This is a genomic window from Ramlibacter sp. P4_H7 (genome assembly GCF_056400765.1).
In genome coordinates, this window is record NZ_JBFUKP010000005.1 from 140,012 (window position 1) to 166,491 (window position 26,480).

At 69.2% G+C, this 26,480-nt stretch carries 26 protein-coding genes; 16 read left to right on the plus strand and 10 right to left on the minus strand.

The window, feature by feature from the left end; all coding sequences use genetic code 11:
• The first annotated feature begins 88 nt into the window (after positions 1-88).
• Both AC1DSA_RS09245 and AC1DSA_RS09250 read left to right on the plus strand, forming a co-directional pair.
• Entirely contained in the window at positions 89-1,234 is a 1,146-nt protein-coding gene (locus AC1DSA_RS09245; RefSeq protein WP_477888310.1) for a YeeE/YedE family protein, read from the plus strand.
• An 84-nt stretch (positions 1,235-1,318) separates the two neighbouring features.
• On the plus strand, positions 1,319-2,314 hold the full coding sequence (locus tag AC1DSA_RS09250) for an Lnb N-terminal periplasmic domain-containing protein (RefSeq protein WP_477888312.1): 996 nt from the start codon (positions 1,319-1,321) through the stop codon (positions 2,312-2,314).
• A gap of 79 nt (positions 2,315-2,393) precedes the next feature.
• On the opposite strand, the gene AC1DSA_RS09255 is transcribed toward AC1DSA_RS09250, so the two are convergent.
• Positions 2,394-3,323, minus strand: coding sequence for a LysR family transcriptional regulator (locus tag AC1DSA_RS09255; RefSeq protein WP_477888314.1), 930 nt, complete (start codon positions 3,321-3,323; stop codon positions 2,394-2,396).
• 91 nt (positions 3,324-3,414) lie between these two features.
• Here AC1DSA_RS09255 and AC1DSA_RS09260 point away from each other — a divergent pair, with 91 nt between their 5' ends.
• Together AC1DSA_RS09260 and AC1DSA_RS09265 are read left to right on the plus strand one after the other, a co-directional pair.
• Positions 3,415-4,377 (plus strand): Bug family tripartite tricarboxylate transporter substrate binding protein, encoded by a 963-nt coding sequence (locus AC1DSA_RS09260; RefSeq protein ID WP_477888316.1) that lies wholly within the window; start codon positions 3,415-3,417, stop codon positions 4,375-4,377.
• A 2-nt stretch (positions 4,378-4,379) separates the two neighbouring features.
• Entirely contained in the window at positions 4,380-5,336 is a 957-nt protein-coding gene (locus AC1DSA_RS09265; protein WP_477888318.1) for a 2-hydroxyacid dehydrogenase, read from the plus strand.
• Between the two features lie 2 nt (positions 5,337-5,338).
• Here AC1DSA_RS09265 and AC1DSA_RS09270 read toward each other — a convergent pair whose 3' ends face one another.
• Positions 5,339-5,680: a DUF2917 domain-containing protein gene (locus tag AC1DSA_RS09270; RefSeq protein WP_477888320.1), complete on the minus strand. Its 342-nt coding sequence runs from the start codon at positions 5,678-5,680 to the stop codon at positions 5,339-5,341.
• A 258-nt stretch (positions 5,681-5,938) separates the two neighbouring features.
• Positions 5,939-6,853: a LysR family transcriptional regulator gene (locus AC1DSA_RS09275; protein ID WP_477888321.1), complete on the minus strand. Its 915-nt coding sequence runs from the start codon at positions 6,851-6,853 to the stop codon at positions 5,939-5,941.
• A 105-nt stretch (positions 6,854-6,958) separates the two neighbouring features.
• Here AC1DSA_RS09275 and gcl point away from each other — a divergent pair, with 105 nt between their 5' ends.
• The 6 genes from gcl to AC1DSA_RS09305 all read left to right on the plus strand — a co-directional run bounded on the left by gcl (position 6,959) and on the right by AC1DSA_RS09305 (position 14,015).
• Positions 6,959-8,707, plus strand: a complete 1,749-nt coding sequence (gene gcl / locus AC1DSA_RS09280) for a glyoxylate carboligase (RefSeq protein ID WP_477888323.1) — start codon at positions 6,959-6,961, stop codon at positions 8,705-8,707.
• Entirely contained in the window at positions 8,707-9,486 is a 780-nt protein-coding gene (gene hyi / locus AC1DSA_RS09285; RefSeq protein ID WP_477888325.1) for a hydroxypyruvate isomerase, read from the plus strand. The genes gcl and hyi overlap by 1 nt, the downstream gene beginning before the upstream one ends.
• Entirely contained in the window at positions 9,483-10,385 is a 903-nt protein-coding gene (locus tag AC1DSA_RS09290) for a 2-hydroxy-3-oxopropionate reductase (protein ID WP_477888327.1), read from the plus strand. The genes hyi and AC1DSA_RS09290 overlap by 4 nt, the downstream gene beginning before the upstream one ends.
• A gap of 78 nt (positions 10,386-10,463) precedes the next feature.
• Positions 10,464-11,138 carry a glutathione S-transferase family protein gene (locus AC1DSA_RS09295; RefSeq protein WP_477888329.1) on the plus strand — a complete coding sequence of 225 codons (675 nt, stop codon included), beginning with the start codon at positions 10,464-10,466 and terminating at the stop codon, positions 11,136-11,138.
• Entirely contained in the window at positions 11,135-11,626 is a 492-nt protein-coding gene (locus AC1DSA_RS09300) for a VOC family protein (protein WP_477888331.1), read from the plus strand. The genes AC1DSA_RS09295 and AC1DSA_RS09300 overlap by 4 nt, the downstream gene beginning before the upstream one ends.
• Before the next feature lie 97 nt (positions 11,627-11,723).
• Positions 11,724-14,015, plus strand: coding sequence for an NADP-dependent malic enzyme (locus AC1DSA_RS09305; protein WP_477888333.1), 2,292 nt, complete (start codon positions 11,724-11,726; stop codon positions 14,013-14,015).
• A gap of 99 nt (positions 14,016-14,114) precedes the next feature.
• Here AC1DSA_RS09305 and AC1DSA_RS09310 read toward each other — a convergent pair whose 3' ends face one another.
• On the minus strand, positions 14,115-15,998 hold the full coding sequence (locus tag AC1DSA_RS09310) for a tetratricopeptide repeat protein (protein WP_477888335.1): 1,884 nt from the start codon (positions 15,996-15,998) through the stop codon (positions 14,115-14,117).
• Positions 15,999-16,179: 181 nt separating this feature from the next.
• The gene (locus AC1DSA_RS09315; RefSeq protein WP_171563779.1) at positions 16,180-16,446 is read right to left on the minus strand and encodes a GlsB/YeaQ/YmgE family stress response membrane protein; all 267 of its coding nucleotides are present in this window, start codon (positions 16,444-16,446) and stop codon (positions 16,180-16,182) included.
• Positions 16,447-16,781: 335 nt separating this feature from the next.
• On the opposite strand from AC1DSA_RS09315, the gene AC1DSA_RS09320 reads away from it, so the two are divergent.
• On the plus strand, positions 16,782-17,816 hold the full coding sequence (locus AC1DSA_RS09320) for an ABC transporter substrate-binding protein (RefSeq protein WP_477888337.1): 1,035 nt from the start codon (positions 16,782-16,784) through the stop codon (positions 17,814-17,816).
• Positions 17,817-17,819: 3 nt separating this feature from the next.
• Here AC1DSA_RS09320 and AC1DSA_RS09325 read toward each other — a convergent pair whose 3' ends face one another.
• Positions 17,820-18,326, minus strand: a complete 507-nt coding sequence (locus tag AC1DSA_RS09325; protein WP_477888338.1) for an ABC transporter ATP-binding protein — start codon at positions 18,324-18,326, stop codon at positions 17,820-17,822.
• Between the two features lie 49 nt (positions 18,327-18,375).
• On the opposite strand from AC1DSA_RS09325, the gene AC1DSA_RS09330 reads away from it, so the two are divergent.
• The 5 genes from AC1DSA_RS09330 (at position 18,376) to AC1DSA_RS09350 (ending at position 21,793) form a co-directional block, all read left to right on the plus strand.
• Positions 18,376-19,188 (plus strand): ABC transporter ATP-binding protein, encoded by an 813-nt coding sequence (locus AC1DSA_RS09330; RefSeq protein WP_477888340.1) that lies wholly within the window; start codon positions 18,376-18,378, stop codon positions 19,186-19,188.
• Complete coding sequence (locus AC1DSA_RS09335) at positions 19,185-19,952, plus strand: ABC transporter permease (protein ID WP_477888342.1); 768 nt, start codon at positions 19,185-19,187, stop codon at positions 19,950-19,952. Before AC1DSA_RS09330 ends, AC1DSA_RS09335 begins: the two co-directional genes overlap by 4 nt.
• Before the next feature lie 10 nt (positions 19,953-19,962).
• The gene (locus AC1DSA_RS09340) at positions 19,963-20,793 is read left to right on the plus strand and encodes an urease accessory protein UreD (RefSeq protein WP_477888344.1); all 831 of its coding nucleotides are present in this window, start codon (positions 19,963-19,965) and stop codon (positions 20,791-20,793) included.
• 145 nt (positions 20,794-20,938) lie between these two features.
• Positions 20,939-21,436: a hypothetical protein gene (locus AC1DSA_RS09345; RefSeq protein ID WP_477888346.1), complete on the plus strand. Its 498-nt coding sequence runs from the start codon at positions 20,939-20,941 to the stop codon at positions 21,434-21,436.
• 99 nt (positions 21,437-21,535) lie between these two features.
• Positions 21,536-21,793, plus strand: coding sequence for a hypothetical protein (locus AC1DSA_RS09350; protein ID WP_477888348.1), 258 nt, complete (start codon positions 21,536-21,538; stop codon positions 21,791-21,793).
• 215 nt (positions 21,794-22,008) lie between these two features.
• On the opposite strand, the gene urtE is transcribed toward AC1DSA_RS09350, so the two are convergent.
• The 4 genes from urtE to urtB form a co-directional block, all read right to left on the minus strand.
• The gene (gene urtE, locus AC1DSA_RS09355; protein WP_477888350.1) at positions 22,009-22,701 is read right to left on the minus strand and encodes an urea ABC transporter ATP-binding subunit UrtE; all 693 of its coding nucleotides are present in this window, start codon (positions 22,699-22,701) and stop codon (positions 22,009-22,011) included.
• 1 nt (position 22,702) lies between these two features.
• The gene (gene urtD / locus AC1DSA_RS09360; protein ID WP_477888351.1) at positions 22,703-23,578 is read right to left on the minus strand and encodes an urea ABC transporter ATP-binding protein UrtD; all 876 of its coding nucleotides are present in this window, start codon (positions 23,576-23,578) and stop codon (positions 22,703-22,705) included.
• On the minus strand, positions 23,575-24,639 hold the full coding sequence (gene urtC, locus AC1DSA_RS09365; protein WP_477888352.1) for an urea ABC transporter permease subunit UrtC: 1,065 nt from the start codon (positions 24,637-24,639) through the stop codon (positions 23,575-23,577). Before urtC ends, urtD begins: the two co-directional genes overlap by 4 nt.
• 164 nt (positions 24,640-24,803) lie before the next feature.
• Positions 24,804-26,375, minus strand: a complete 1,572-nt coding sequence (gene urtB / locus AC1DSA_RS09370) for an urea ABC transporter permease subunit UrtB (protein WP_477888353.1) — start codon at positions 26,373-26,375, stop codon at positions 24,804-24,806.
• Between the last annotated feature and the right edge of the window lie 105 nt (positions 26,376-26,480).

The following is a 26,480-nucleotide window of genomic DNA, read 5'->3' on the forward strand; positions in this document are numbered from 1 at the left end:
AAGCCCGGGGGCGGCGAAGCGCTGCCGGACGGTAAACTGCGCCGCTTCGCCACGCCCGTGCGCGCCGTCCCGCCGTCCCCCCCCAACCATGCGCCCTGCCCTCGATCCGAACACCCTTGCCCAGCTCGTCGTCGCCGGCGGCCTGGTCCTCGGCCTGCTGCTCGGCGCGGTGGGGCAGGCCACGCGCTTTTGCGTGCGCGGTGCGATCGCGGACTGGGTGACGCTGCGCAGCCCCGGCCGTCTCGTGTCGTGGCTGCTCGCCATCGCCGTCGGTGCGATCGCGGTGCAGGCGCTGCTCGCGGCCGGCCTGTTCGACGGCAGCCGCACGATCGCCTGGGGCGAGCGCTTTCCCTGGGTCTCGTACCTCGTGGGCGGACTGCTGTTCGGCTACGGAATGATCCTCGCCGGCGGCTGCCCGCAGCGCTGCCTGGTGAAGGCGGGCCAGGGCAACCTGAAGGCCTTGCTCACGCTGGTGCTGATCGCCATCGTGTCGACGATGACGCTGCGCGGCGCCTTCGCGCCGTTGCGGGCCAGCGGCCTGGACGCAGTCGCGGTGGGCCTGGGCGGCACGCAGGACCTGGGCGGCATCGCCGGCCGCGCCTGGTCCGTCGCGCCGGGCGTCCTGCGCGGACTGGTCACGCTCGCGATCACGGCGGCCGTGCTCGCCTTCGCCTGGCGCATGCGCGCGCAGCTGAGGCCGGCGCACTGGTTCGGCGGCGTCGCGGTCGGCCTGCTGGTGGCGGCCGCCTTCTTCCTCACCGGCCACCTCGGTTTCCTGCCGGAACATCCGGAGACGCTGGAGCCCGCCTGGCTGGGCACGCAGTCGAAACGGCCCGAAGGGCTGTCCTTCTCCGCGCCGCTGGCGCATGCGCTGGACCTGCTGACGCTGTGGTCGGACAAGGCGACGGTCGCCACCTTCGGCGTGACGCTCGCGCTGGGCGTGCTCCTGGGCAGCTTTGCCACGGCGAAGTGGCGCGGCGACTTCCACCTGGAATCGTTCCGGACGCCGGGCGAACTGGGCGAGCACAGCGCCGGCGCGCTGCTCATGGGCTTCGGCGGCATCACCGCGCTGGGCTGCTCGCTGGGCAACGGCGTGACCGGCCTGGCGATGCTGTCTGGCGGCGCCTTGCTGGCCACCGCGGGAATCAGCGCGGGCGCCTGGCTGGCGCTCAAGCGCCGGCAGGCGAAGTCGGCGCACGGCGCACCGCTGGGCGCGTCGCACGCGGCCGGCTGACGCTTTCGAGCTGCCGATGCTCCTTCTCTCGCTCGCCGAAACCGTCCAGGCCACGGCTGCGCCCATCGTGACGGCGCCGTCGGGATGAAGCGCGTCTTCGCTGCGGTGGGCTGGCTCCTGCTCGCGCTCGTCATGCTGGGAGCGGGTGCCTGGGGTGCGCTAGCGTTGCTCTACTCCGGCCCGCACAGTGACGGCGTGCGCACCGCGCTGGCATCGCTGTTCGCGCTCATCGCCGTTGCCGCAGTCCTGGCGCTTCCGGTCAAGCGCTGGCGATGGCGCATGGCCGGTGTCGAGCTGGTCGCGTTCGCAGCGGCGCTCGGGTGGTTCTTCAGTCTCGAACCGAGCAACGACCGCGATTGGCAGACCGACGTGGCGGTGCTGCCGTATGCAACGGTCGAGGGCGACATCGTCACCATGCACAACATCCGCAACTTCGACTATCGCAGCGAACTGGATTACAGGCCCGCCTACTATGACAAGCGCTTCGACGTCTCGAAACTGGAAGGCGTCGATGCCGTCGCCGTCTACTGGATGGGCCCGGCGATCGCGCATGTCTTCGTGAGTTTTGTCTTCGCCGGCGGTGACCACCTGGCGGTTTCCATCGAGACGCGCAAGGAAAAGGGCGAAGCGTATTCGACGGTCAAGGGGTTCTTCCGCCAGTACGAGCTGTATTACGTGGTGGCCGACGAGCGCGACGTGATCCGGCTGCGCACCAACTACCGCAAGGACCCGCCCGAGGACGTCTACGTGTACCGCACGCGAGCGCCGGTCGAGAACGTCCGGCGGGTGTTCCTCGATTACGTCAGGGAGATCAACTCGCTGCAGAAGCACGCCGAGTTCTACAACACGCTGACCACCAATTGCACGACCAACATCTGGGCGCATACGCTGGTCAATCCCGGACACGCACCCTTCAACTGGAAGATCCTGGCGAGCGGCTACGTCCCCGAGTACCTGTACGAATCAGGAAGGCTCGACACGAGTGTGCCCTTCGCCGAATTGCAGAAGCGCGCGCTGGTCAACCAGCGTGCGCAGGCCGCCGACCAGGCTGCGGACTTCTCGCTGCGGATCCGGCAGTGAGTGATGCCGTGGGGGTCGATGCGGTCGGCGGGTTCGCTGCCGACACTCGCCGGCATCTGCGTCGGCGCCCGGCCGGCGCTCAGGCGCGGCGCGCCGAAGCGCGGCGGGGCGGACGCGTCGCCGGCGGCTGCGCGAGCTGCCGGATGAAGAAGTCGCGCAGCGGCGCCAGGGCCGGATTGCGTGCGTCGCCCCGCCAGGCCAGGTAGATCTCGGCGAACACGTCGCTGCGCCACAGCGGCCGCAACACCACTTCGAAGCGCAGCTGGCCCGCCGATGCCGGCACGATCGCCAGGCCGATGCCCGCGCGAACCAGGGCCATGATGGTGTGCGTCTGGCCGATGTGGTGGACGTAGTGCGGTGCACCGGCGCCGGCGCGGAACAGCGCCACGATCTTCTCGTGGAAGTAGCGGCCCTCCTTTTCCGAATACATGATGAGCGGCTGCCCCGCCAGGTCCTGCAGTCGCACGCGCGTCCTGGCGGCCAGCGGATGGCGCGCCGGCAAGGCCAGCAGCATGGGCTCGCGCGCGACCCGGTGGTACTGCAGCGCCCCGGTGGCCTGCAGCGGCCGCACGAAGCCGATGTCGATGCGGTCCTCTTCCAGCGCGCGCAGCTGCTCGGAGGACACCATCTCCTCCAGCACGATCTCGATGCCGGGCAGGGCCTGGCCGGCCGCCGCCAGCAGCTGCGGGATCAGCGAATACCCCGACACGGCGGTGTAGCCCACCACCACCCGGCCTGCCTCGCCGCGGCCGGTGCGCGCGGCGGCGTCGGCCGCCTGGCTGGCCAGCCGCAGCAGCGCCTGGGCGTCGCGGTACAGGACCGCGCCGGCGGCGGTGAGCCGCACGCTGCGGCTGGTGCGCTCCAGCAGCTGCACACCTACCGCGTGCTCCAGCAGCTGGATCTGCCGCGACAGGGGCGGCTGGGTCATGTGCAGGCGCTGCGCGGCGCGGCCGAAGTGAAGTTCCTCGGCGACGGCGGCGAAGCAGCGCAGCTGGAAGAGGTCGAGCATCGATCCACATTTTGCATCGAGCCATCCACATTCTGGCTTGGACTCGAATCGATCGGCTGCCTACACTGTGCCGTACAAGGAGACCTCCCCCATGAAGAGACTGCTGAGCGCGACCCTGCTCTCGCTGGCCGCCGCATCCGCCTTCGCGCAGGGCGCCTGGCCCACGCGTCCCGTCACGCTGGTCGTGCCCTTCCCGCCCGGCGGCGGCACCGACACCGGCGCCCGCATCATCGCGGAGCAGCTCTCCAGGAAGTGGGGCCAGCCGGTGCTGGTCGACAACAAGGGCGGCGCGGCCGGCCAGATCGGCGCCGACGTCGTGGCCAAGGCGCGACCCGACGGCTACACGATCCTGATGGGCAACATCGGCACGCAGGCGATCAATCCCTCGCTGTACCCGAAGATGCCCTACGACCCGGACAAGGCCTTCGCGCCGATCGCGCTGGTGGCGGAGCTGCCGCTGGCGATGATGGTCAACCCGAACGTGCCGGCGAAGACGGTCATGGAATTCGTGGCGCTGGCGAAGTCGCAGCCCGGCAAGCTGAGCTACAGCAGCTCCGGCGCCGGCGGCGGCCCGCACCTCGCCGCGGAGATGTTCAAGGACGCGACCGGCAGCTACATCCTGCACGTGCCCTACCGCGGCGGCGGCCCGGCCATCGGCGACCTGCTGGCCGGCCATGTGCAGCTGTCCTTCATGACCGTGCTGGAAGCCAGCGGGCACATCAAGGCCGGCAAGCTGCGCGCCCTGGCCGTCACCAGCGACAAGCGCGTGAGCGCCTTTCCGGACGTGCCCACCCTCGCGGAGGCGGCGGTGCCGGGCTTCAACAGCATTTCCTGGATCGGCTTGCTGGCGCCGGCCGGAACGCCCCGGGAGGTCGTCGAGAAGATCTCCGCCGACGTGCGCGAGATCGTTGCGCGCGACGACGTGAAGGACAAGCTGGTGCAGCTCGGCGCGGTGCCGGCGGCGAACACGCCGGCGCAGTTCTCCGCCCTGATCGACAATGACCGCAAGCGCTACGCGCAGATCATCAAGGACCGCAAGATCACCGTGAACTGACCATGAGCCAACGCCCCGTCCTCCTGCAAGCCCTGTCCCTGCTGCCTTCCCTGGAGAAGCAGCTGGCCGAAACCTATACCGTGCACCGCCTGCCGCCGGCCGGCCCCGAGCGCGACGCCTTCCTCGCAACGCGCGGCGCCGAATTCGATGGCCTGGTGACCTCCGCCGCCGGCGGCGCCACCGCGGCCCTGATCGACGCGCTGCCGAAGATCCGGGTCATCTCCAGCTTCGGCGTGGGCCTCGACCAGATCGACGTGCCGGCGGCATCGCGGCGCGGCATCCCGGTGGGCTACACGCCCGACGTGCTGAACGACTGCGTGGCCGACCTCGCTTTCGGCCTGGTGCTGGCGACCGGGCGGCGCATCCCCGAGGGCGACCGCTTCGTCCGCGCCGGCCGCTGGGAACAGAAGCCCGCGACGCCCTTCCCGCTGGGCCGCAAGGTCAGCGGCGCGAAGCTGGGAATCGTCGGCCTCGGCCGCATCGGCCGCACCATCGCCAAGCGCGCCAGCGGCTTCGAGATGGACGTGCGCTACCACGGCCGCAAGCCCGTGGAAGGCGTGACCTGGACCTACGAGCCGCAGCTGCTGGAGCTGGCGCGCTGGGCCGACTTCCTGGTGGTGATCACCGCCGGCGGAGCGGAGACGCGCCACCTGATCGACGCCAAGGTGCTCGACGCCCTGGGTCCCAAGGGCTTCCTGGTCAACGTGTCGCGCGGCACCGTCGTCGACGAGCAGGCGCTGGTGAAGGCTCTGCAGGAGAAACGCATCGGCGGCGCCGGCCTCGACGTGTTCGAGCGCGAGCCGCAGGTGCCGCACGAACTGTTCGCGCTCGACAACGTGGTGATGGTCCCGCACATCGCGAGCGCCACCGTGCAGACGCGCGAGGCGATGGCGCAGCGCGTGATGGACAACCTGGCCGCGTTCTTCGCCGGCCGGCCGCTGCCCAGCGCGGCAGCCTGAGCTCAGTGTTCGACGACGTCGTCGTCGAACTGGATCTCCAGCACGCAGGGCTGCAGCGCGAACAGGTGCATGGCATCCTCGCGCGCGGCCCGGTACTGCTCCCCGGCGCCGACGATCACGTCCTTTGGATCCCCGTCGTGGGTGATCCACAGGTTGCCGCTGGCGCAGACCACCAGCACGCTGTCGTCCACCCGCTCGAAAGTGCGGTGCTCGCCCTTGGCGATCTCCACGGCAAAGCGCCGGCGCACGCGGGGGGCGTCGGGCCGCCGCGCGTCCCGCCCCCAGGGAAAGGGGTTGTGGCGCAGCCTTTCCTGCACGAACTGCAGTGCGTCCTCTGAGTTCATCGTCGTTCCTTGCCTGCAGGATGGCGCAAGGAAAGGGAGCGAGTGGCCGGTACGGTCCGGCAGGAGGCGTCGGACAGGTGCGGAGCCTCCAGTAGGGCGTGCCGCCTGAGCGGGAGCTTCGTAGGCTGGCGGTGCGAGCGAAGCGGCACCCCAGCGCTGGGGTTCGGCTTCGCGCTCACCCCAGCCTACGGAGCCCCGCCTTCGGAAAGCTCAGCCTGAGGAAAGCCCCCGCCTGCGAAACCGCCTCTGCGACAGCCTCTACGACTTGGGCACGCTCTCCCACCAGCGCGGGCCGAAGCGGCCCTGCAGGAAGGCGATGAAGGCCTGCACCTTCTGCGGCACCAGCTTGGGCGAGGGGTACACGGCGTGGATCTCCTGCTCGGGCAGGCTGTGGCCCTTCAGCACCTCGACGATGGCGCCGGCCTGCAGCGAGTCCTGCGCCACGTACCACGGCAGTGCCGCGATGCCCATGTGCGAGCGCGCCGCCGCCAGCACGGCCGACAGGTTGTTGGACCGCAGGCGCGCGGTGACCGGCACCGTCACGGCCTCGCCGCGGGGACCCAGCACGCGCCACACGTCGTTGCCCTGGACGCTGCTGTAGATCAGGGTGTCGTGCGCGCTGAGGTCGGCGGGGCGGCGGGGCGCGCCCGCCTTCTTCAGGTAGCGGGGCGAGGCGACCATCAGCCAGGGATTGGTGCCCAGGAAGCGCGCGCCCAGCGCCGAATCGGCCAGCTTGCCCATGCGGATGGCGATGTCGACGCCCTGCGCCACCAGGTCGGTGTAGCGGTCCTCGAAACTCAGGTCCACCTGCAGCTGCGGATGCTCGCGCATGAAGTCCAGCGCCAGCGGCACGATCACGCGCCGGCCGAAGGCGACCGAGCTGCCCACGCGCAGCAGGCCCTGCGCCTGGGTCTGCTTCACGCGCACGACGTTGTCGGCCTCCTCCGCCTGGCGCACGATGTCCTTGCACTTTTCGTAGTACAGCGCACCTGCCTCGGTCAGGCTGACGCCGCGCGTGTTGCGGTTGAGCAGCCGCACCTTCAGCCGGTCCTCGGTGGCCGCGACCTGCTTGGTCACCGTGGGCTGGGTGGTCGCGAACTCGACGGCCGCCTTCGAAAAGCTGCCCGTTTCCACCACCCGCACGAACATTTCCATTGCCTGCAACCGGTCCATCGCGCCCACCTATTCCTGAATGGAATAAATCTTATGGACTCCAGCCCTCTTCTTCAATGGCCCCGCGGTTCCTAGAGTCGTGACCAGTTCACAAGGAGTTCAAGCATGGCGAAGATGACTGCAGCCCAGGCCGCGGCCTGGGTGCTGGAGAAAGAAGGAATCACCCAGGCCTTCGGCGTCCCCGGGGCCGCGATCAACCCGTTCTACGCGGCGCTGCGCAAGCAGGGCACGATCGGGCACATCCTGGCACGGCACGTCGAGGGCGCGTCGCACATGGCCGAGGGCTACACGCGGGCGGCGCCCGGCAACATCGGCGTGTGCATCGGCACGTCCGGGCCGGCGGGCACGGACATGATCACCGGCCTCTATTCCGCCCAGGCCGATTCCATCCCGATCCTGTGCATCACCGGCCAGGCGCCGCGGGCACGGCTGTACAAGGAGGACTTCCAGGCGGTGGACATCGAGTCCATCGCCAAGCCGGTCACCAAGTGGGCGGTGACGGTGCGCGAGCCGGCCCAGGTGCCGGGCACCTTCCAGCAGGCCTTCCACCTGATGCGCTCGGGCCGCCCGGGCCCGGTGCTGATCGACCTGCCGGTCGACGTGCAGATGGCCGAGATCGAGTTCGACCCCGAGACCTATGCGCCGCTGCCGGCGTACAAGCCCGCGGCCACCCGTGCCCAGGCCGAGAAGGCGATCGCCATGCTGCAGCACGCGGAACGGCCACTGATCGTCGCCGGCGGCGGCGTGCTCAACGCCGATGCGGCCGACCTGCTGGTGGAGTTCGCCGAGCTCACCGGCGTGCCGGTGATCCCGACGCTGATGGCATGGGGCGCGATCCCCGACGACCACCCGCTGATGGCCGGCATGTGCGGCCTGCAGACCAGCCACCGCTACGGCAATGCCAACATGCTGGCCAGCGACTTCGTGCTGGGCGTCGGCAACCGCTGGGCCAACCGCCACACCGGCTCGGTCGAGGTGTACACCAAGGGCCGCAAGTTCGTGCACGTGGACATCGAGCCCACGCAGATCGGCCGCGTGTTCGCGCCCGACTTCGGCATCGTCTCCGATGCGAAGGCCGCATTGCAGCTGTTCGTGGACGTGGCGCGCGAACTGAAGGCTGCGGGCCGGCTGAAGGACCGCACCGCCTGGGCCGCCGACTGCCTGGAGCGCAAGCAGACGATGCAGCGCCGCACCGACTACGACAACGTGCCGATGAAGCCGCAGCGCGTGTACCAGGGCATGAACCACGCCTTCGGCCGCGACACCACCTACGTCACCACCATCGGCCTGTCGCAGATCGCCGGCGCGCAGCACCTGCACGTGTACAAGGACCGCAACTGGATCAACTGCGGCCAGGCCGGCCCGCTCGGCTGGACGGTGCCGGCGGCGCTGGGCGTGCGCGCCGCGGACCCGTCGCGCCGCATCGTCGCGCTCTCGGGCGACTACGACTTCCAGTTCATGATCGAGGAGCTGGCGGTGGGCGCGCAGTTCAAGCTGCCTTACATCCACATGGTGGTGAACAACTCCTACCTGGGGCTGATCCGCCAGGCGCAGCGCAACTTCGACATGGACTACTGCGTCCAGCTCGCCTTCGACAACATCAACATCGCCGACGAGGCCGCCCCCGAGCGCGGCTACGGCGTGGACCACGTCAAGGTGGTCGAGGGGCTGGGCTGCAAGGCGATCCGCGTGCACAAGCCGGACGAACTCGCGCCCGCCATCGCGCAGGCCGAGGCCTGGATGAAGGAGTTCCAGGTGCCCGTGGTGGTGGAAGTGATCCTGGAGCGCGTGACCAACATCCCGATGGGCGCCGAGATCGACAAGATCGCCGAATTCGAAGAGGAGACCGTCTGATGCCGCGCTTCGCCGCCAACCTGAGCATGCTCTTCACCGAGCTGCCCTTCCTGGACCGCTTCGCGGCCGCGAAAGCCGCCGGCTTCGGCGCCGTGGAGTACCTGTTTCCCTATGAGTTCCCGAAGGAGGAACTGGCCGCGCGCCTGCGCGCCAACGGCCTCAAGCAGGTGCTGCACAACCTGCCCGCGGGCGACTGGGCCGCCGGCGAGCGCGGCATCGCCTGCCACCCGGGCCGCGTCGACGAGTTCCGCGCCGGCGTCGACCGCGCCATCCTGTTCGCCAACGCGCTCGACTGCGGCCAGCTCAATTGCCTGGCCGGCAAGCTGCCCGGCGGCGTGACGCGCGAGCAGGCGCAGGCCACCTTCGTCGCCAACCTGCGCTATGCGGCCGACACGCTGCGCGGCGCGGGCATCCGCCTGCTGATCGAGCCGATCAACACCTGGGACATCCCCGGCTTCTTCCTGAACCGCACCGACCAGGCGATCGCGATCCTCGAGGAGGTCGCCTCCGACAACCTGTTCGTGCAGTACGACATCTACCACGCGCAGCGCATGGAGGGCGAACTCGCCGCCACGCTGCAGCGCTACCTGCCGCAGATCGGCCACATCCAGCTGGCCGACAACCCCGGACGCAACGAGCCCGGCACCGGCGAGATCAACTACGCCTTCCTGTTTCGGCACCTCGACGCGCTGGGCTGGAAGGGCTACATCGGCTGTGAATACAAACCCCGCACCACCACCACCGAGGGACTGGGCTGGATCAAGGAATTGGCGCAATGACGAAATCGGGACTGAAGATCGGCTTCATCGGGCTGGGCGTGATGGGCGCACCCATGGCCGGCCACCTGCTCGCCGCGGGACACCAGCTGTTCTTGCACACGCGCGGCAAGCTGCCGTCAGCGCTGGCCGACAGCGGCGCCACCGTCTGCACCAACGCCCGCGGCGTGGCCGAACGGGCGGACATCGTGTTCCTCATGGTGCCGGACACGCCGGACGTGGAGCAGGTGCTGTTCGCCGAATACGGCGTGGCCTCGGGCCTGGCCAAGGGCAAGACCGTGGTGGACTGCAGCTCGATCGATCCCATCGCGACGCGCGAATTCGCCAAGCGCATCGCCGATCTCGGCTGCGACTACCTCGATGCGCCCGTGTCCGGCGGCGAGGTCGGCGCCAAGGCGGCCAGCCTGAGCATCATGGTGGGCGGCAGCGAGGCGGGCTTTGCGCGCGTGCAGCCGCTGCTGGCGCTGATGGGCAAGAACATCACGCACGTCGGCGCCGTGGGCGACGGCCAGGTCTGCAAGGTGGCCAACCAGATCATCGTGGCGCTGAACATCGGCGCCGTGGCCGAGGCGCTGGTGTTCGCCGCCAAGGCCGGCGCCGATCCCGCCCGCGTGCGGCAGGCGCTGATGGGCGGCTTCGCCTCCTCGCGCGTGCTGGAGGTGCACGGCGAACGCATGATCAAGCGCACCTTCGCACCTGGCTTCCGCATCGCGCTGCACCAGAAGGACCTGAACCTCGCACTGCAGGGCGCGCGCAGCCTGGGCCTGGCCTTGCCGCAGACGGCCATGGCCGCGCAGCTGATGCAGACATGCGCCGCCCTGGGGCTGGCGCAGTCCGACCACTCGGCGCTGGTGCAGGCGCTGGAGACGCTGGCGCAGCACGCGGTGGCCACCAACGGTTGAGCTGACGCGAAGCGAGGTTGTGGGGGGGCACCTGCGGCAGTAGCATGGCTGCCCCATCCACGAGCACGGAGGCTCGCCATGAAGCTGTACTACCACCCCGCTTCCACCAGCTGCCGTCCCGCGATGCTCTACGCCGCCGAAGCGGGCATCCCTCTGGACTACGAACTGGTGGACATCTTCACCGGTGAGCAGTACGGCAAGCCGTTCGAATCGGTCAACCCGAACCACCTGATTCCGGTCCTGGAAGACGGCAGCTTCCGGCTGACCGAGGTCTCCGCCATCCTCAAGTACCTGGCCGACAAGACCGGCTCGCCCGGCTATCCCAAGGACCTGCAGCAGCGCGCCCGCGTCAACGAGCGCATGGACTGGTTCAACACCCAGTTCAACCGGGAGTTCAACTACGGCTTCGTCTACCCGCAGATCTTCGGCTTCATGAAGCGGCCCACGGCCGATTTCCAGCAGGGCCAGATCGCATGGGGCAAGGAGCGCGCGGCCAACTGGCTGAAGGTGCTGGACGAGTCGATCCTGGGCTCGGGCAACAAGTACCTGTGCGGCGACCAGATCACGATCGCCGACTACATGGGCGCCGCGATGGTGGGGGCCGGCGAGGTGGCGCGCTGCTCGTTCACAGACTACCCCAATGTGTGCGCCTGGCTGGCCCGGATGAAAGCGCTGCCGAGCTGGAACAAGGTACACGAGGCGATCAGCGGCTATGCCACGACGCTGAAGGACCAGCCGATGGTGACGCTGTGATCCGCAAGCTGCACCACGCCGCCTACCGCTGCCGCGACTCGGAACAGACGCGCCACTTCTACGAGGACTTCCTGGGCCTGCCGCTGGCCGGCGTGCTGGAGATCCGCGAGACCAAGAGCGGCCGCGCCACCGAGACCCTGCACAGCTTCTACCGGCTGGACGACGGCTCGTTCATCGCCTTCTTCGAGGCCGCCGACATGCCGTTCGAATTCAAGCCGCAGCACGACTTCGACCTGCACATCGCCCTGGAGGTCGAGCCGGAGGAGCTGCGCCGCATGCACGAGCGCGGCCGCGCCGAAGGCATCGAGACCCGCGGCGTGTCCGACCATGGGTTCATCGACTCGATCTACTTCCGCGACCCCAACGGCTACGTGGTGGAGCTGTGCGCCAAGCGGTCCCACCACGACGACATGATGGACCCGGCGCACAACCGGGCCCGCGAGAAGCTGCAGGCCTGGACCGCAACCCGTCGAGCGGCCGTGGACTGAGCTGGATCAAGCCCCGGCCCAAAAATGAAGTTGCACGCACACCCCGGGCCCGAAAACCCGGTAGCGTCTGCTTGGTAGCCGCTTTCGGAGACATTTCATGAACATCGAAAAATCCCAGGCCGAAGAGGCCTTGCGCGACGCCGCCCGCGAATACCACCGCTTGCCCACCAAGGGCAAGATCTCCATCACGCCGACCAAGCCGCTGTCCAACCAGCGTGACCTGTCGCTGGCCTATTCGCCTGGCGTCGCCTATCCCTGCCTGGACATCCAGGCCGATCCCTCGCTGTCCTACGAGTACACCTCGCGCGGCAACCTGGTGGGCGTGATCACCAACGGCACCGCCGTGCTGGGCCTGGGCGACATCGGGCCGCTGGCCGGCAAGCCGGTGATGGAGGGCAAGGGCTGCCTGTTCAAGAAGTTCGCCGGCATCGACGTGTTCGACATCGAGCTGGCCGAACGCGACCCGGACAAACTCGTGGACATCGTCGCCGCGCTGGAGCCGACGCTGGGCGGCATCAACCTGGAAGACATCAAGGCGCCTGAATGCTTCTACATCGAGAAGAAGCTGCGCGAGCGCCTGAACATCCCGGTGTTCCACGACGACCAGCACGGCACCGCGATCATCTCCGGCGCCGCCGTTCTCAACGGGCTGGAACTCGTGGGCAAGAAGCTCGGCGAGGTCAAGCTGGTGTCCTCCGGCGCCGGCGCCGCCGCCATCGCCTGCCTGGACCTGCTGGTCGGCCTCGGGGTCTCGCCGCGCAACATCCTGGTGGTCGACTCCAAGGGCGTGATCTACCAGGGACGCCCCGGCGGCTATGACGAGTCCAAGGCCAAGTATGCGCAGGACACCTCGCGGCGCACGCTGGCCGATGCGGTGAAGGACGCCGACGTGTTCCTGGGCTGCTCCACCGGCGGGGTGCTCACCGGCGAGATGGTGAAGACCATGGGCAGCAAGCCGATCATCCTGGCGCTCGCCAATCCCGAGCCGGAGATCCGGCCCGAGATCGCGCTGCACGCACGGCCCGACTGCATCATCGCCACTGGGCGTTCGGACTACCCGAACCAGGTGAACAACGTGCTGTGCTTCCCCTACATCTTCCGTGGCGCGCTGGACTGCGGCGCCACCAAGATCACGGAAGCGATGAAGCTCGCCTGCGTGCGCGAGATCGCGCAGCTGGCCAAGGCCGACATCAGCGAGGAAGTGGCGAACGCCTACGCCGGCAAGGAACTGTCCTTCGGCGCCGACTACATCATTCCCACGCCCTTCGACTCGCGCCTGATCCTGCGCATCGCGCCGGCGGTGGCGCGCGCGGCGGCGGAATCGGGCGTGGCCACGCGGCCGATCCAGGACTTCGACGCCTACACGCAGAGCCTCACGCGCTTCGTCTACCAGACCGGAATGATCATGCGGCCGGTGTTTTCGGCGGCCAAGAAGTCGACGGCGCAGCGCGTCGCCTACGCCGAGGGCGAGGACGAGCGCGTGCTGCGCGCCGCGCAGCTGGCCGTCGACGACAAGCTGGCGCAGCCGATCCTGATCGGCCGCCCCGCCGTGATCGAAGCGCGCATCGCCAAGGCCGGCCTGCGCCTGAAGCTGGGCCAGGACGTGCAGGTGGTCAACCCCGAAAGCGACGCGCGCTTCCGCCAGTACTGGGAGACCTACCACCGCATCATGGGACGCGACGGCATCACGCCGGAAGCGGCCAAGGCGGCGGTGCGGCGTTCCAACACCCTGATCGGCGCGCTGGCCGTGCACCTGGGTGACGCCGACGGCATGCTGTGCGGCATGGTGGGCCGCTTCGAGCACCACCTGCAGCACGTGCGCGACGTGATCGGCCACCGGCCCAGCGAGGGCTTCGCCACGCTCAACGCGCTGATGCTGCCCGAGCGCACGCTGTTCATCGCCGACACCTACGTCAACGAGGACCCCGACGCGGAGATGCTGGCCGCGATCGCCCAGATGGCGGCGGCGGAGGTGCGCCGCTTCGGCCTGCCGCCCAAGGTGGCCTTCCTGTCGCACAGCAACTTCGGCTCTTCCCAGCGCGGCTCGGCGGCCAAGATGCGCGAGGCGCGCGACCTGTTCGTGCAGCTGGCGCCGGACGTCGAGTGTGACGGCGAGCTGCAGGGCGATGCGGCGCTGTCCGAGAAGGTGCGGCAGGACAGCCTGATGGAGAGTTCGCTCACGGGCGAGGCCAACCTGCTGATCTGCCCCACGCTGGACTCCGCCAACATCCTGTTCAACGTGCTGAAGATGACCGGCGGCCACGGCGTCACGGTGGGCCCGATGCTGCTGGGCGCCAAGGCGCCGGTGCACGTGCTCACGCCCTCGGCCACCGTGCGCCGCATCGTCAACATGACGGCGCTGGTGTCGGCGAGCGCGGTGCGTTCCTAGCGGTTTTCTCCTTCCCCCTCTGGGGGAAGGCCGGGATGGGGGCGCTCGGAACCTGGCAGCGCCCCCACCCCAGCCCTCCCCCAGAGGGGGAGGGAGCTTCTAAGACCTCGCGACCAGCGCCGCGATGCGATCGCGCACCTGCGCGAGCCTCTCGTCCCAGGCGCCGGGCGCGGCTTGCCGCAGCAGCTCCAGCGTCGGGTACCAGGGCGTGCGCGCCGGCGTGGTGAGCCAGCGGAGGTCCGAACTGAATCCCAGCAGCACGACGGCCGGACAACCGAGCGCGCCTGCCAGGTTGGCGATCGAGGTGTCGGTGGTGACGATGAGGTCCATGCCGAGCATCTGCGCGGCGGTGTCGCTGAACGGCCGGTCCTCGAAGCGGCGGATGCGGTCGGTCTGCTGCAGCAGCGCGGACTCGCGCTCCGGCAGGTCCTTGGGCAGGCACCAGTAGTCCGCGCCCTCCGGCAGGAAGGGCAGCAGCTGCGCGAGCGACAGGGAACGCCGGTAGTCGGTGGCGAAGCGCGGGTTGCCGGTCCAGGCGAGGCCGATGTTCGGGCGCGTCGAGCGCAGCGCCTCGCGCCAGCGCTGCACGCGCTGCGGCGCGGGCCGCAGGTACGGCACGTCCTGCGGCACGGTCGCCAGCGTCGTGCCGCAGGCGAAGGGCAGGCTCATGAGCGGGCAGTGCAGGTCGAACGGCGGCACTGCGTCGTCCGGGCCCAGCACGGCGGCCGCGCCTTGCAGTCCCTCGCGCAGCAGCTCCACCAGCGGCTGCTGCACCTTCAGGATCACCCGCGCGCCGCGCGCGGCCAGCAGCGGCACGTAGCGGCACATCCAGAGCGTGTCGCCCAGACCCTGCTCGTCCCACAGCAGCAGCGTCCTGCCGGCGAGGTCGGCCTGGCCCAGCCATTTGGGCACGCCGAAATCGGGCTCGACCTGGCGCAGGTGCCGCGCTTGCCAGCGCGACTCGTACAGCGCCCAGCCGCGCCCGTAGTCGCCGTCCGCGAGCAGCGAGAGCGAATAGTTGAAGCGGATGTCCGGGTTGTCCGGTGCGAGCGCGAGCGCCTGCTCGTACCGGGGCCACGCCAGCGCATGCTGGTTGGCCTGCCGCCAGGCGTTGGCGATATTCATGGCCACCTCCGCGTCGTCGGGCCGCGCGCTGCGGGCCCGCTCGTACACGGCCAGGGCTTGATCGTGCCGGCCCAGTTCGAGCAGTGCGTTGCCGCGATCGACCAGCAGGTCGGGCTCGTCCGGAGCCAGCCCCTGCGCGCGGTCCAGGGCGGCGAGCGCCTCCTCGTTGCGGCCCTGCCCGGACAGCGCCACGCCCAGGTTCATCAGCGTCTGCCAGGAAGCGGGCTGCAGCGCGAGCGATCGCTCCAGCGCCTCCACCGCCTCCCCGTGGCGCGCCAGCTTGTGCAGCGTGGCGCCCAGGTTGCTGAGCACCTGCGCGTCGTCCGGCCGCAGCCGCAAGGCGTGCTGGTAGCAGGCCAGCGCTTCCTCGTAGCGACCGGCCAGGTGCAGCGTCCAGCCGAGGTTGTTGTGGATTTCGGCCTGTTCCGGCTGGGCCGCGACGGCGGCGCGAAACGCTTCCACCGCCGCATCCATGCGCCCCAGCTGGCGCAGCGCCACGCCGCGGTTGTTGTGCGCCTCGGCGAAGCGCGGCATGCGCGCCAGCGCCTGCTCGTACGCCGCCAGCGCATCCGGCAGGCGGCCCAGGTCGCGCAGGGCGAGGCCGCGGGCGTTGAGGATGGCGGGATGGCCCGGCGCGATCGCCAGCGCGCGGTCGAACGCGGACAGTGCCGCCGCCGGCTCGCCGGACTGGCGCAGCCCGAGCCCGAGGCGGAAGGCGATTTCCGGATGGGCCGGGTCCGCGGCATGCGCACGTCGCAGCAGGTCGAGCGCGGCCGCCGCGTCGCCGGCCGCCACGGCTTTCATGGCCAGCGCAAGCAGGGCCTGCGCCTGCCGCGGATCACCGCGCTGCTGCGCCATTGCGGTTGCTCACTTGCTGCTCCATCGCCGTTCGCCTTCCAGACAGGACGCCGATGGTAGCGCCCGTGCGGAGGCGCAAAAAAAAGCGCCGGGGCGCTCGCCAAAAAAGAAAAGGAGCGCCTGGGCGCTCCTTGCACGCGGACGGCAAGCCCGCAGGATTCGTTTGTTCTGGAACTGTCGCTTAGCGGACGCGGCCGCGGCGGAACAGGTTCACGATCGCCAGCAGGATGACGGCGCCGATCAGGGACACAACGACAGAGCCGATGCTGATGCCCTGGTTGATGGTGCCAACGCCCACCAGCGGGGAGATCAGCCAGCCGCCGAGGAAAGCACCCACGATACCCACCACGACGTTCAGCAGGATGCCCTGCTGGCCGTCAGTGCGCATCACGAGGCTGGCCAGCCAGCCGACGATACCGCCAATGATCAACCAAATCAAAAAACCCATAGTCGCACTCCTTTTGCCGCGAACGGCGTCTTGTTGATGGTCGGCCCACGGTCCTGGGGGACCGCGTCCACCTGCCCAGGGGAGGGCCGGTGCAGCTCACTATGGTTGTGCCCCGGACTCCCGGGCGTAGTCACCCGTAAAGCGAAGGGGTGCGGGTCGGGCGCGTGGCAGCGTCGGACAAAGTCGCACCGTCAGCCCGTTCTTTTTCACGGGTTAGCCCCGTCGGGCTGCCATCCCGGCAGGCGCGACAATGGCGGGCGCGGGATCCGAGCTCGACGGCACCGATCTTGCTAACTCCCCCTGGGTCATCTTTTCCCGCATTCCCGGAGCTACTCATGCACAAGAGGGTTTTTCTGCAGACCATGGGCGCGGTCGCGCTCGCCGCCAGCGCGAACGTCCACGCCCAGGCCAACACCCCGATCAAGTTCCAGCTCGACTGGCGGTTCGAAGGTCCGGCCGCGCTGTTCCTGGTGCCCGCCGCCAAGGGCTACTTCAAGGACGCCAGGCTGGACGTCACCGTGGATGCGGGCACCGGCTCCGGCGCCGCAGTGCAGCGGGTGGCCAGCGGCACCTACGACATGGGCTTCGCCGACCTGGCGGCCCTGATGGAGTTCCACGCCAACAACCCCGACGCGCCCAACAAGCCGGTGGCCGTCATGATGGTCTACAACAACACGCCGGCTGCGGTGATGGCGCTGAAGAAGTCCGGCATCAAGAGCCCCAAGGACCTCACCGGCAAGAAGCTGGGCGCGCCCGTGTTCGACGCCGGCCGCCGCGGTTTCCCGATCTTCCAGAAGGCCAACCAGATCTCCGGCGTGACCTGGGTCTCGATGGACCCGCCGCTGCGAGAGACCATGCTGGCCCGCGGCGACGTCGACGCGATCACCGGCTTCACCTTCACCTCGCTGCTGAACCTGGAGGCGCGCGGCGTCAAGCTGGAGGACGTGGTGACGCTGCCCTACCCGCAATACGGCGTGAAGCTCTATGGCAACGTGATCATCGCCAGCCCAAAATTGATCAAGGAGAACCCGGCGGCGATCAAGGCCTTCCTGTCCGCCTTCGCCAAGGGCGCGAAGGAGGCGATGGCCAACCCGGACGCCGCCGCCGAAACCATCAAGGCACGCGACGGCATCGCCAACATCGAGCTGGAAAAGCGCCGCTTCAAGATGGCCATCAACGACGTGATCGCCAGCCCGGATGCGCGCGCCGAAGGCTTCGGCCAGGTCGACCCGGCGCGTCTCTCGCTGATGGCCTCGCAGGTGTCGGATGCCTTCGCCACCAAGACGCGCGTGAAGCCCGAGGAAGTGTGGAACGGCAGCTTCCTGCCCACCAAGGCCGAACTCAACGTGCTGCCGCCCGCGAGGAAATGAGCCTCAGTGCAGGTCGTAGCTGAGCTGGACCATGAGCGCGGCGGTGCCCAGGAAGTGCACGGTCACCGCCCGGTTCCGGTCGAACTGCCAGCCCAGGCTGGCCATGGCGCCGGGCGAGAAGCCGTGGTGGTTGTACGGGACCTCGTTCTTGTACTCGCCGCGGTAACCATAAAGGATGCCACCCGAGAGCTGCCCGAAAGCCTGCTCCTTGCCGAACAGCCCCGGGTAGCGCTTGCCGACATAGGCGAAGCCGCTCGGCTGGCCGAAGGAGTTGCGGAAGTAGGCCAGGCCCGCCAGCCAGTCGTCGTCGCCCTGGCGCTCCACGCCCAGGCCCCAGACGTAACGGTGGGTGGGCTCGTAGTGGTAGTGGACCGCCAGCGGCGAAAAGGTCAGGCGCCAAAAGGCGGCTGTCTCCTTCGCGTCCCCAGCCGCTTCGGCGGCCAGCGCGGACGGCCCCATCAGAGCCCACAACAAAACGGCCCCGAAGGGCCGGCCGGAAAGCGACATCATTGTCCGCATTGTCGCCGAAGCTTGCCCGCCCCACTGCGTACCGCCTCCCATGACAGCCTTCATTAACTTTCGCGACGTCTGGCTCGCCTACAACGACGACCTGCTGCGCGAGGGCCAGTTCGCGGTCGAAGCCATCGACCTGCAGGTGCGGCAGGGCGAGTTCATCGCCATCGTCGGCCCCTCGGGCTGCGGCAAGTCCACCTTCATGAAGCTCGCGACCGGGCTGCGCCCGCCCTCGCGCGGAAAGATCCTGATCGACGGGCAGCCGGTGACCGGGCCGCTGAAGATCTCCGGCATGGCGTTCCAGGCGCCGTCGCTGCTGCCCTGGCGCACGACGGTGGACAACGTGCTGCTGCCGCTGGAGATCGTCGAGCCCTACCGCGGCCAGTTCAAGCAGAAGCGTCGCGAGTACGAGGAGCGCGCCCGCGCGCTGCTGCGCAAGGTGGGCCTCGCGGGCTACGAGGACAAGTTCCCCTGGCAGCTTTCCGGCGGCATGCAGCAGCGCGCCAGCATCTGCCGCGCGCTGATCCACGAGCCCAAGATGCTCCTGCTCGACGAGCCCTTCGGCGCGCTGGACGCGTTCACCCGCGAGGAGCTGTGGTGCATCCTGCGCGACCTGTGGATGGAGCAGCGCTTCAACGTGGTCCTGGTGACGCACGACCTGCGCGAGTCGGTGTTCCTCGCCGACACGGTGTACGTGATGAGCCGCAGCCCCGGCCGCTTCATCGTGCAGCGGCAGATCGAGTTGCCCCGGCCGCGCGACCTGGAGATCACCTACACGCGCGAGTTCACGGACATCGTGCACGAACTGCGCGGGCACATCGGCGCGATGCGCAAGACGGGCGCGGAGGTGGCGCAATGAACCAGCGCCATGCCGAACGCTGGGCGCCGGTGCTGCTGGCCGTCGCCGTCGTCATTCTGTGGCAGGTGATCGTGCAGGCGCTGGCCGTACCCGAGTACCTGTTCCCCAGCCCCTGGGAAATCCTCCGGCAGATGGCGGAGTTCAAGGGCCCGCTGCTGGCCGCCGCCTGGAGCACCTTCTGGGTGACGCTGGTGGGCTTCGGCCTGGCGATCTTGGTGGGCGTGCTGCTCGGCTTCCTGATCGGCTCCTCGCGGATGGCCTATGCGGCGCTGTACCCGCTGATGGTCGGCTTCAACGCCGTGCCGAAAGCGGCGATCGTCCCGATCCTCGTGGTGTGGTTCGGCATCGGCATCGGGCCGGGCATCCTCACCGCCTTCCTGATCTCGTTCTTCCCGATCATGGTGAACATCGCCACCGGCCTCGCGACGCTGGAGCCCGAGCTGGAGGACGTGCTGCGGGTGCTGGGCGCGCGCCGCTGGGACGTGCTGGTGAAGGTAGGCCTGCCGCGCTCCCTGCCCTACTTCTACGGCTCGCTGAAGATCGCGATCACGCTGGCCTTCGTCGGCACGGTGCTGGCCGAGATGACCGCGGGCGACAGCGGCATCGGCAACCTGATCCAGTCCGCCGGTAGCCAGCAGCGCATGCCGCTGGCGTTCGCCGGCCTCGTGACCATCAGCGCGATGGCCATGGCGATGTACGAGCTGTTCAGCGCGATCGAAAAGCACACCACCGCCTGGGCGCACCGCGGCTCGCAGGCCGGTTGAGGATCGCAGCATGGCCTGGCACGCGCAGCTGCGCCTGGACTACGCGCGCGAAGGCGGACGCAGTGTCGCCCGCTTCGCCCACGACGGTCCGTTGCGTATCCTGCAAAGCATGTGGCCCGAAGGCGATGGCGTCTGCCACAACGTGCTGGTGCATCCGCCCGGCGGCCTGGTCGGCGGCGACACCCTGCAGGTCGAGGTGGAGGTGGGCGAGGGCAGCCACGGCCTGGTCACCACGCCGGGCGCCTCGCGCTTCTACCGCAGCGACGGCGAACTGGCCCTGCAGGACGTGCGCATCCGCATGCAGCCCGGCGCGCGCCTGGAGTGGCTGCCGCTGGAGGCGCTCTACTACAGCGGCTGCCGCGCCGCCAACCGGCTGCACCTGCAGCTCGCCCCAGGCGCGGCGCTGCTGGCCTGGGACATCGCCGCGCTGGGCCTGCCGCAGGCGCAGCAGCCCTTCGTGCGCGGCAGCGTGGTGCAGCACCTGGAGCTGGAGGGCGCCTGGCTGGAGCGCGGACGCATCGCCGCCGACGACGCCCGGCTCCTGGACGGGCCGCTGGGCCTGGCGGGCCACCGCTGCCTGGCCAGCCTCTTCCTGGCCTTCGGCGAAGACCTCCAGCGGCCAAAGCGCGAACAGCTGCTGGATGCGGCGCGGGCCGTGATCGAGCCGCATGCGCTCGCGGCCAGCGCCGGGGCAACGGCGCCTGGGCCGCGGGTGGTGGTCGTGCGCGTGCTGGCACCGCTGGTCGAGCCGGCCCTGCAGCTGCTGAAGGCCGTGCGCCGGGCCTGGCGACCGCTGCTGTGGCAGCTGCCGCCCACCGAGCCCCGGGGCTGGACCTTCTGACCTGCGCGGCGGGAAGGCTCCGTCCTACCCGACCATGGGCCCGGCGGCGTCGCCGGTGGGCGGGGCTGTCCGGCAGCCGCCGAACCGCCCGCCGACCACACTGCATGCATTGATCGAACATTGATCGAATGCAAGGAGATCCCCCATGAAAAAGACGGACCGATCCATCAAGAGCATGCTGTCCTTCGGTGCTGCCGCCCTGCTTGCGGTCGGTGCCGCCACCGCCCAGGTCGCCACGACTTCGGCCGACGCCACCTTCCCCGGCACCGCCGCGATCGACAACTCCGGCAGCTACCGCTCCGAGGTGAATGCCTGCCTGAGCGGCCAGACCCAACAGGACCGCGAGACCTGCCTGAAGGAAGCGCGCAACGCCGCGGCCGAGAAGAATCGCGGCCGCCTGGAGAACTACCAGGACATGGCCCTGGCGCGCTGCGACGTCCACGCCGCCGGTGAAGACCGCGCCGCCTGCCGCGCCCGCATGATGGGCCGGGGCGAGGTCGACGGTACCGTGGCCGGCGGTGGCCTGATCCGTGAAGTCGAGACCGTGGTGATGCCGCAAGGCCAGGCCTCGGTGACCATCGAACCCCGGACCTCCGACCCCGTGCTGCTGGTTCCCAACACCCGCACGCTGGGCAACAACTAAGCGATCGGGCAAGCCGGGCAGCGCGTGCGCTGCCCTCCTGCAACGCGACCCGCCGCAAGCATGAGCTTCGGCGGGTCGGTCATTCTGGAGACGCGAACCATGAACCAAGACGACCCGAAGGGGATGCGCAAGGACGAGAGCGCGCCGCGCGCGCAACACGGCTACCGCAACGAGGTGAGCTGGGACGGCGGGAAGGGCCGCCAGCCGTACACGAACCAGGAGGAAGAACTGCCGCCGGCGGCCGCGCAGGATTTCGAGGGCGGCGACGCCGGCGACGTGGCAGGCCGCAACAGCGAGCAGATGGAGGAGGTGAAGGGCACGCCCGGAGAGCAAAAAGAAAGGCCGCCGCGCGGTTGACGCGCTGCGGCCTCGTCGGGGTTTTCGGGGCTCAGATGATGTGCAGGAACATCAGCAGCAGCACCACGAGGACCGGGACGCCGAGCAGCCAGAGAATGACGGGCATGTGAATCTCCTTGGGTTGGACTGGTTCCCAGCTTAAGGAGAGACCCGGCTGCGATATGCCGGGGAGCAGCGCCAGCCGCGGTAGGACCGCTCCGGCTGGCGCGCCAGCTTCAGATGGCGACCAGCTGGCGCACGCCCTGGGCTTCCATGTCCTTGCCGCGCCCGCGCGCGATCACCTCGCCGCGTTCCATCACCAGGTAGTGGTCCGCCAGTTCCTGCGCGAAGTCGTAGTACTGCTCCACGAGCAGGATGGCCATGTCGCCGCGATCGGCCAGCATGCGGATCACCCGGCCGATGTCCTTGATGATGCTGGGCTGGATGCCCTCGGTGGGCTCGTCCAGCACCAGCAGCTTGGGCCGCGCCGCCAGCGCCCGCGCGATCGCGAGCTGCTGCTGCTGGCCGCCGGAGAGGTCGCCGCCGCGCCGGTGCAGCATCTGCCGCAGCACCGGGAAGAGTTCGAACAGCTCCTGCGGGACCGGCGTGCCGCCGGGCTTGGTCGCCAGGCCCATGCGCAGGTTCTCCTCCACCGACAGGCGCGCGAAGATCTCGCGGCCCTGCGGCACGAAGCCGATGCCGGCGCGCGCGCGCTGGTAGGGCGTGGCGCCCTGGATCGCGCGGCCGTCGAACTCGATGCTGCCGGTCTTGATCGGCACCAGGCCCATCAGCGACTTGAGCAGCGTCGTCTTGCCCACGCCGTTGCGGCCCAGGATGACGGTGACCTCGCCGGTCCGCGCTTCCAGGCTCACGTCGCGCAGGATGTGCGAGCCGCCGTAGTACTGGTTGACGTTCTTGATGGAAAGCATGTCAGCGGCCCAGGTACACCTCGATCACGCGCTCGTCCCCCTGCACCTGTTCCAGCGTGCCCTCGGCGAGCACCGCGCCCTCGTGCAGCACGGTGACCTTCTCCGAGATCGTCTTGATGAAGTTCATGTCGTGCTCCACCACCATCAGCGAGTGCTGGCCCTTGAGCGACAGGAACAGTTCGGCGGTGCGCGCGGTTTCCTCGTCGGTCATGCCGGCCACCGGCTCGTCCAGCAGCAGCAGCCGCGGGTCCTGCATCAGCAGCATGCCGATCTCCAGCCACTGCTTCTGGCCGTGGCTCAGGGTGCCGGCGAGCCGGTTCACGCTGCCGTCGAGGTGGATGGTGTGCAGCACGTCGGCCAGCCGGTCGCTGTCCGCGGAGTCCGGCTGGAAGAACACGGAGGCCCGCACGCCCTTGTCGGTCTTGAGCGCCAGCTCCAGGTTCTCGTAGACCGTGAGCTGCTCGAACACCGTGGGCTTCTGGAACTTGCGGCCGATGCCCATCTGGGCGATCTCGGCCTCCTTGTAGCGCAGCAGGTCGATGGTGCTGCCGAAGAAGACCGTGCCCGCGTCGGGCCGCGTCTTGCCGGTGATGATGTCCATCATCGTCGTCTTGCCCGCGCCGTTCGGGCCGATGATGCAGCGCAGCTCGCCCGGAGCGATGTCCAGCGACAGCTTGTTGATCGCGCGAAAGCCGTCGAAGCTCACGCTGACGTCTTCCAGGTACAGGATGCGGCCGTGCGTGGTGTCGACCTCGCCCGGCACGATCGGCCGCGCGAAGCCGGCGGCGCGCCCGCCCGATGCCGTGCGGTGGCGCGCGGCCGCCTGCGCATAGGCCGTGACCCGGCGCGCGCCCTCCTCCATCAGGTCGGGCGTCATGCGGCCTTCCTCCACTTCTTCACCAGGCCCACCACCCCTTCGGGCAGGAACAGCGTGACGGCGATGAACAGCGCGCCCAGGAAATACAGCCAGAACTCCGGCGCGGCGACGGTCAGCCAACTCTTGGCGCCGTTGACCAGGAAGGCGCCCACGATGGGCCCCACCAGCGAGGCGCGCCCGCCCACCGCGGCCCAGATCGCGATCTCGATGGAGTTGGCGGGACTCATCTCGCCGGGATTGATGATGCCCACCTGCGGCACATAGAGCGCGCCGGCGATGCCGCACATGACGGCGCTGAGCGTCCAGATGGCCAGCTTGTAGCCGATGGGGTTGTAGCCGCAGAACATGACGCGCGACTCGGCATCGCGGATCGCCTGCAGCACGCGGCCGAACTTGCTGGCCACCAGGAAGCGCGCGAACAGGAAGAAGGCGAGCAGCGTCACGCCGGTCAGCACGAACAGCCTCATGCGAAGCTGCGGCGTCGCGATCGCGATCCCGGCGATGCGCTTGAAGTCGGTGAAGCCGTTGTTGCCGCCGAAGCCCGTCTCGTTGCGGAAGAACAGCAGCATCGCCGCGAAGGTCAACGCCTGCGTGATGATGGAGAAGTACACGCCCTTGATGCGCGAGCGGAAGGCGAAGTAGCCGAACACGAAGGCGACGATGCCGGGGACCGCGACGATCAGCACCAGCGTGGCGAGGAAGCTGTCCGAAAAGGTCCAGTGCCAGGGCAGCGTCTTCCAGTCCAGGAACACCATGAAGTCCGGCAGGTCGCTGTGGTAGTGGCCGTCGCGGCCGATCTGCCGCATCAGGTACATGCCCATCGCATAGCCGCCCAAGGCGAAGAACAGCCCGTGTCCCAGCGACAGGATGCCGGTGTAGCCCCAGATCAGGTCCATCGCCAGCGCCGCGATCGCGTAGCACATGATCTTGCCGATGAGTGCGACGGCGTAGTCGCTCAGGTGGAAGACGCTGCTCTCGGGCACGACCAGGTTGAGAAGCGGCGCGACCGTGCAGACGAGGATCAGCGCGAACAGGAAGGCGGACCAGCCGGTTTTCGTCAACAGCGGCTTGCGCTGCGGCAGGAATTCCTCCCTCCCCCGCTGGGGGAGGGTTGGGGTGGGGGCGCTCCCCGCATGATGCGGCTGCGGGGCGAGCGCAGCGCCCCCMCCCTGCCCTCCCCCGGGGGGGGAGGGTTCCAGAACGGCATTGGGAGGCAGCACCGCGCTCATGCTTCCGCGCTCCTTCCCTTCACCGCGAACAGACCCTGCGGCCGCTTCTGGATGAACACCACGATCAGTACCAGCACCGCGATCTTGGCCAGCACCGCGCCGGCCCAGCCCTCGATGAACTTGTTGAGGATGCCCAGGCCCAGCGCGGCGTACACGGTGCCCGCGAGCTGGCCGACGCCGCCCAGCACCACGACCATGAAGGCGTCGACGATGTAGGCTTGGCCAAGGTCGGGCCCGACGTTGCCGACCTGGCTCAGGGCGCAGCCGGCCAGGCCCGCGATGCCGGAGCCGAGCGCGAAGGCATAGGTGTCCACGCGCGCCGTGTTGACGCCCATGCAGGAAGCGATCGGCCGGTTCTGCGTGACGCCGCGCACGAACAGGCCCAGCCGGGTCCGCGCGATCAGGAAGGCCATGCCCAGCAGCACCGCGAAGGCGAAGGCGATGATCACGAGCCGGTTGTAGGGCAGCTGCAGGTTGGGCAGCAGCACGACGCCGCCGCTCATCCAGCTGGGGTTCTCCACGCCGACGTTCTGCGCGCCGAAGACCGAGCGCACCAGCTGCATCAGCATCAGGCTGATGCCCCAGGTGGCCAGCAGCGTCTCCAGCGGCCGGCCGTACAGGAAGCGGATGACGCCGCGCTCCAGGATCGCCCCCATCGCCGCCGAGGCGGCGAAGGACACGGGGACGGCGGCGAGCAGGTACCAGTCGAAGGCGCCGGGCAGGTACTTCTGGAACAGGCCCTGCACCACGTAAGTCGCATAGGCGCCGATCATCATCAGCTCGCCGTGCGCCATGTTGATCACGCCCATCAGGCCGTAGGTGATCGCCAGGCCCAGCGCCACCAGCAGCAGGATGGAGCCGAGGCTGATGCCGGAGAAGACCGCGGCGGCGCGCTCGCCCCACACCAGCGAGCTTTCCATGCTGCGCACCGAGGCCTGCAGCGCCGCCTTGACGTCGGGGTCCGCTTCGTCCTTGAGCTTCTGCAGCAGCAGGCTGCGCGTGGACGGACTGCGGCTGCCGGCGAGCAATTGCGCCGCCTCCAGCCGCCTGGCCTTGTCGCTGCTGGAGAGCAGCGCCGCCGCGCGCACCAGGCCCAGCTGCTCCTTGATCGCGCCATCGGCTTCGGCCGCATAGGCCTTCTCGATCAGGGCCAGCTTGGATTCGTCCGGTTCCTTCTGCAGTTCCTTGACCGCGGCGCGGCGCACGGCTGGGTCCTTGGAAAACAGCTTGAGCGCCGCCAGCGCGCTGTCCAGTTCGCCGCGCATGCGGTTGTTGTTGATCACGTCCTCGGCATCGGCCGGCAGGGGCAGCGCCGCGCCGGTGACCGGATCGCTCGCCTTGTCGTCGCGCACGATGAAGACCCGGCCGCCCGCGGTCTTTACGGCGTCGTCGGCCATCGCCTGCAGGAAGGCTGCGGTGCGTTCGTCCGCCGTGGCGGCGGCCTTGTTGAGCGCTTCGATGCGGCTGTCGGATTCACCGAGTGCGAGGGCTTTCGCCTCGTCGGCGGTCAGGGCGTGCGCGGCGCCGGCGGCAAGCATGGCCACCAGGAGAAGGAGTCGTTGGATCATGAGGAGCCTGGAGGGTGGGCAGCGCGCTGCCCACACTTGAGTGTCCTGACTTTCCCCCWCCCGCCTGGGGAGAGGGCTGGGGGTGAGGGCACGCCGGGGCGCCCC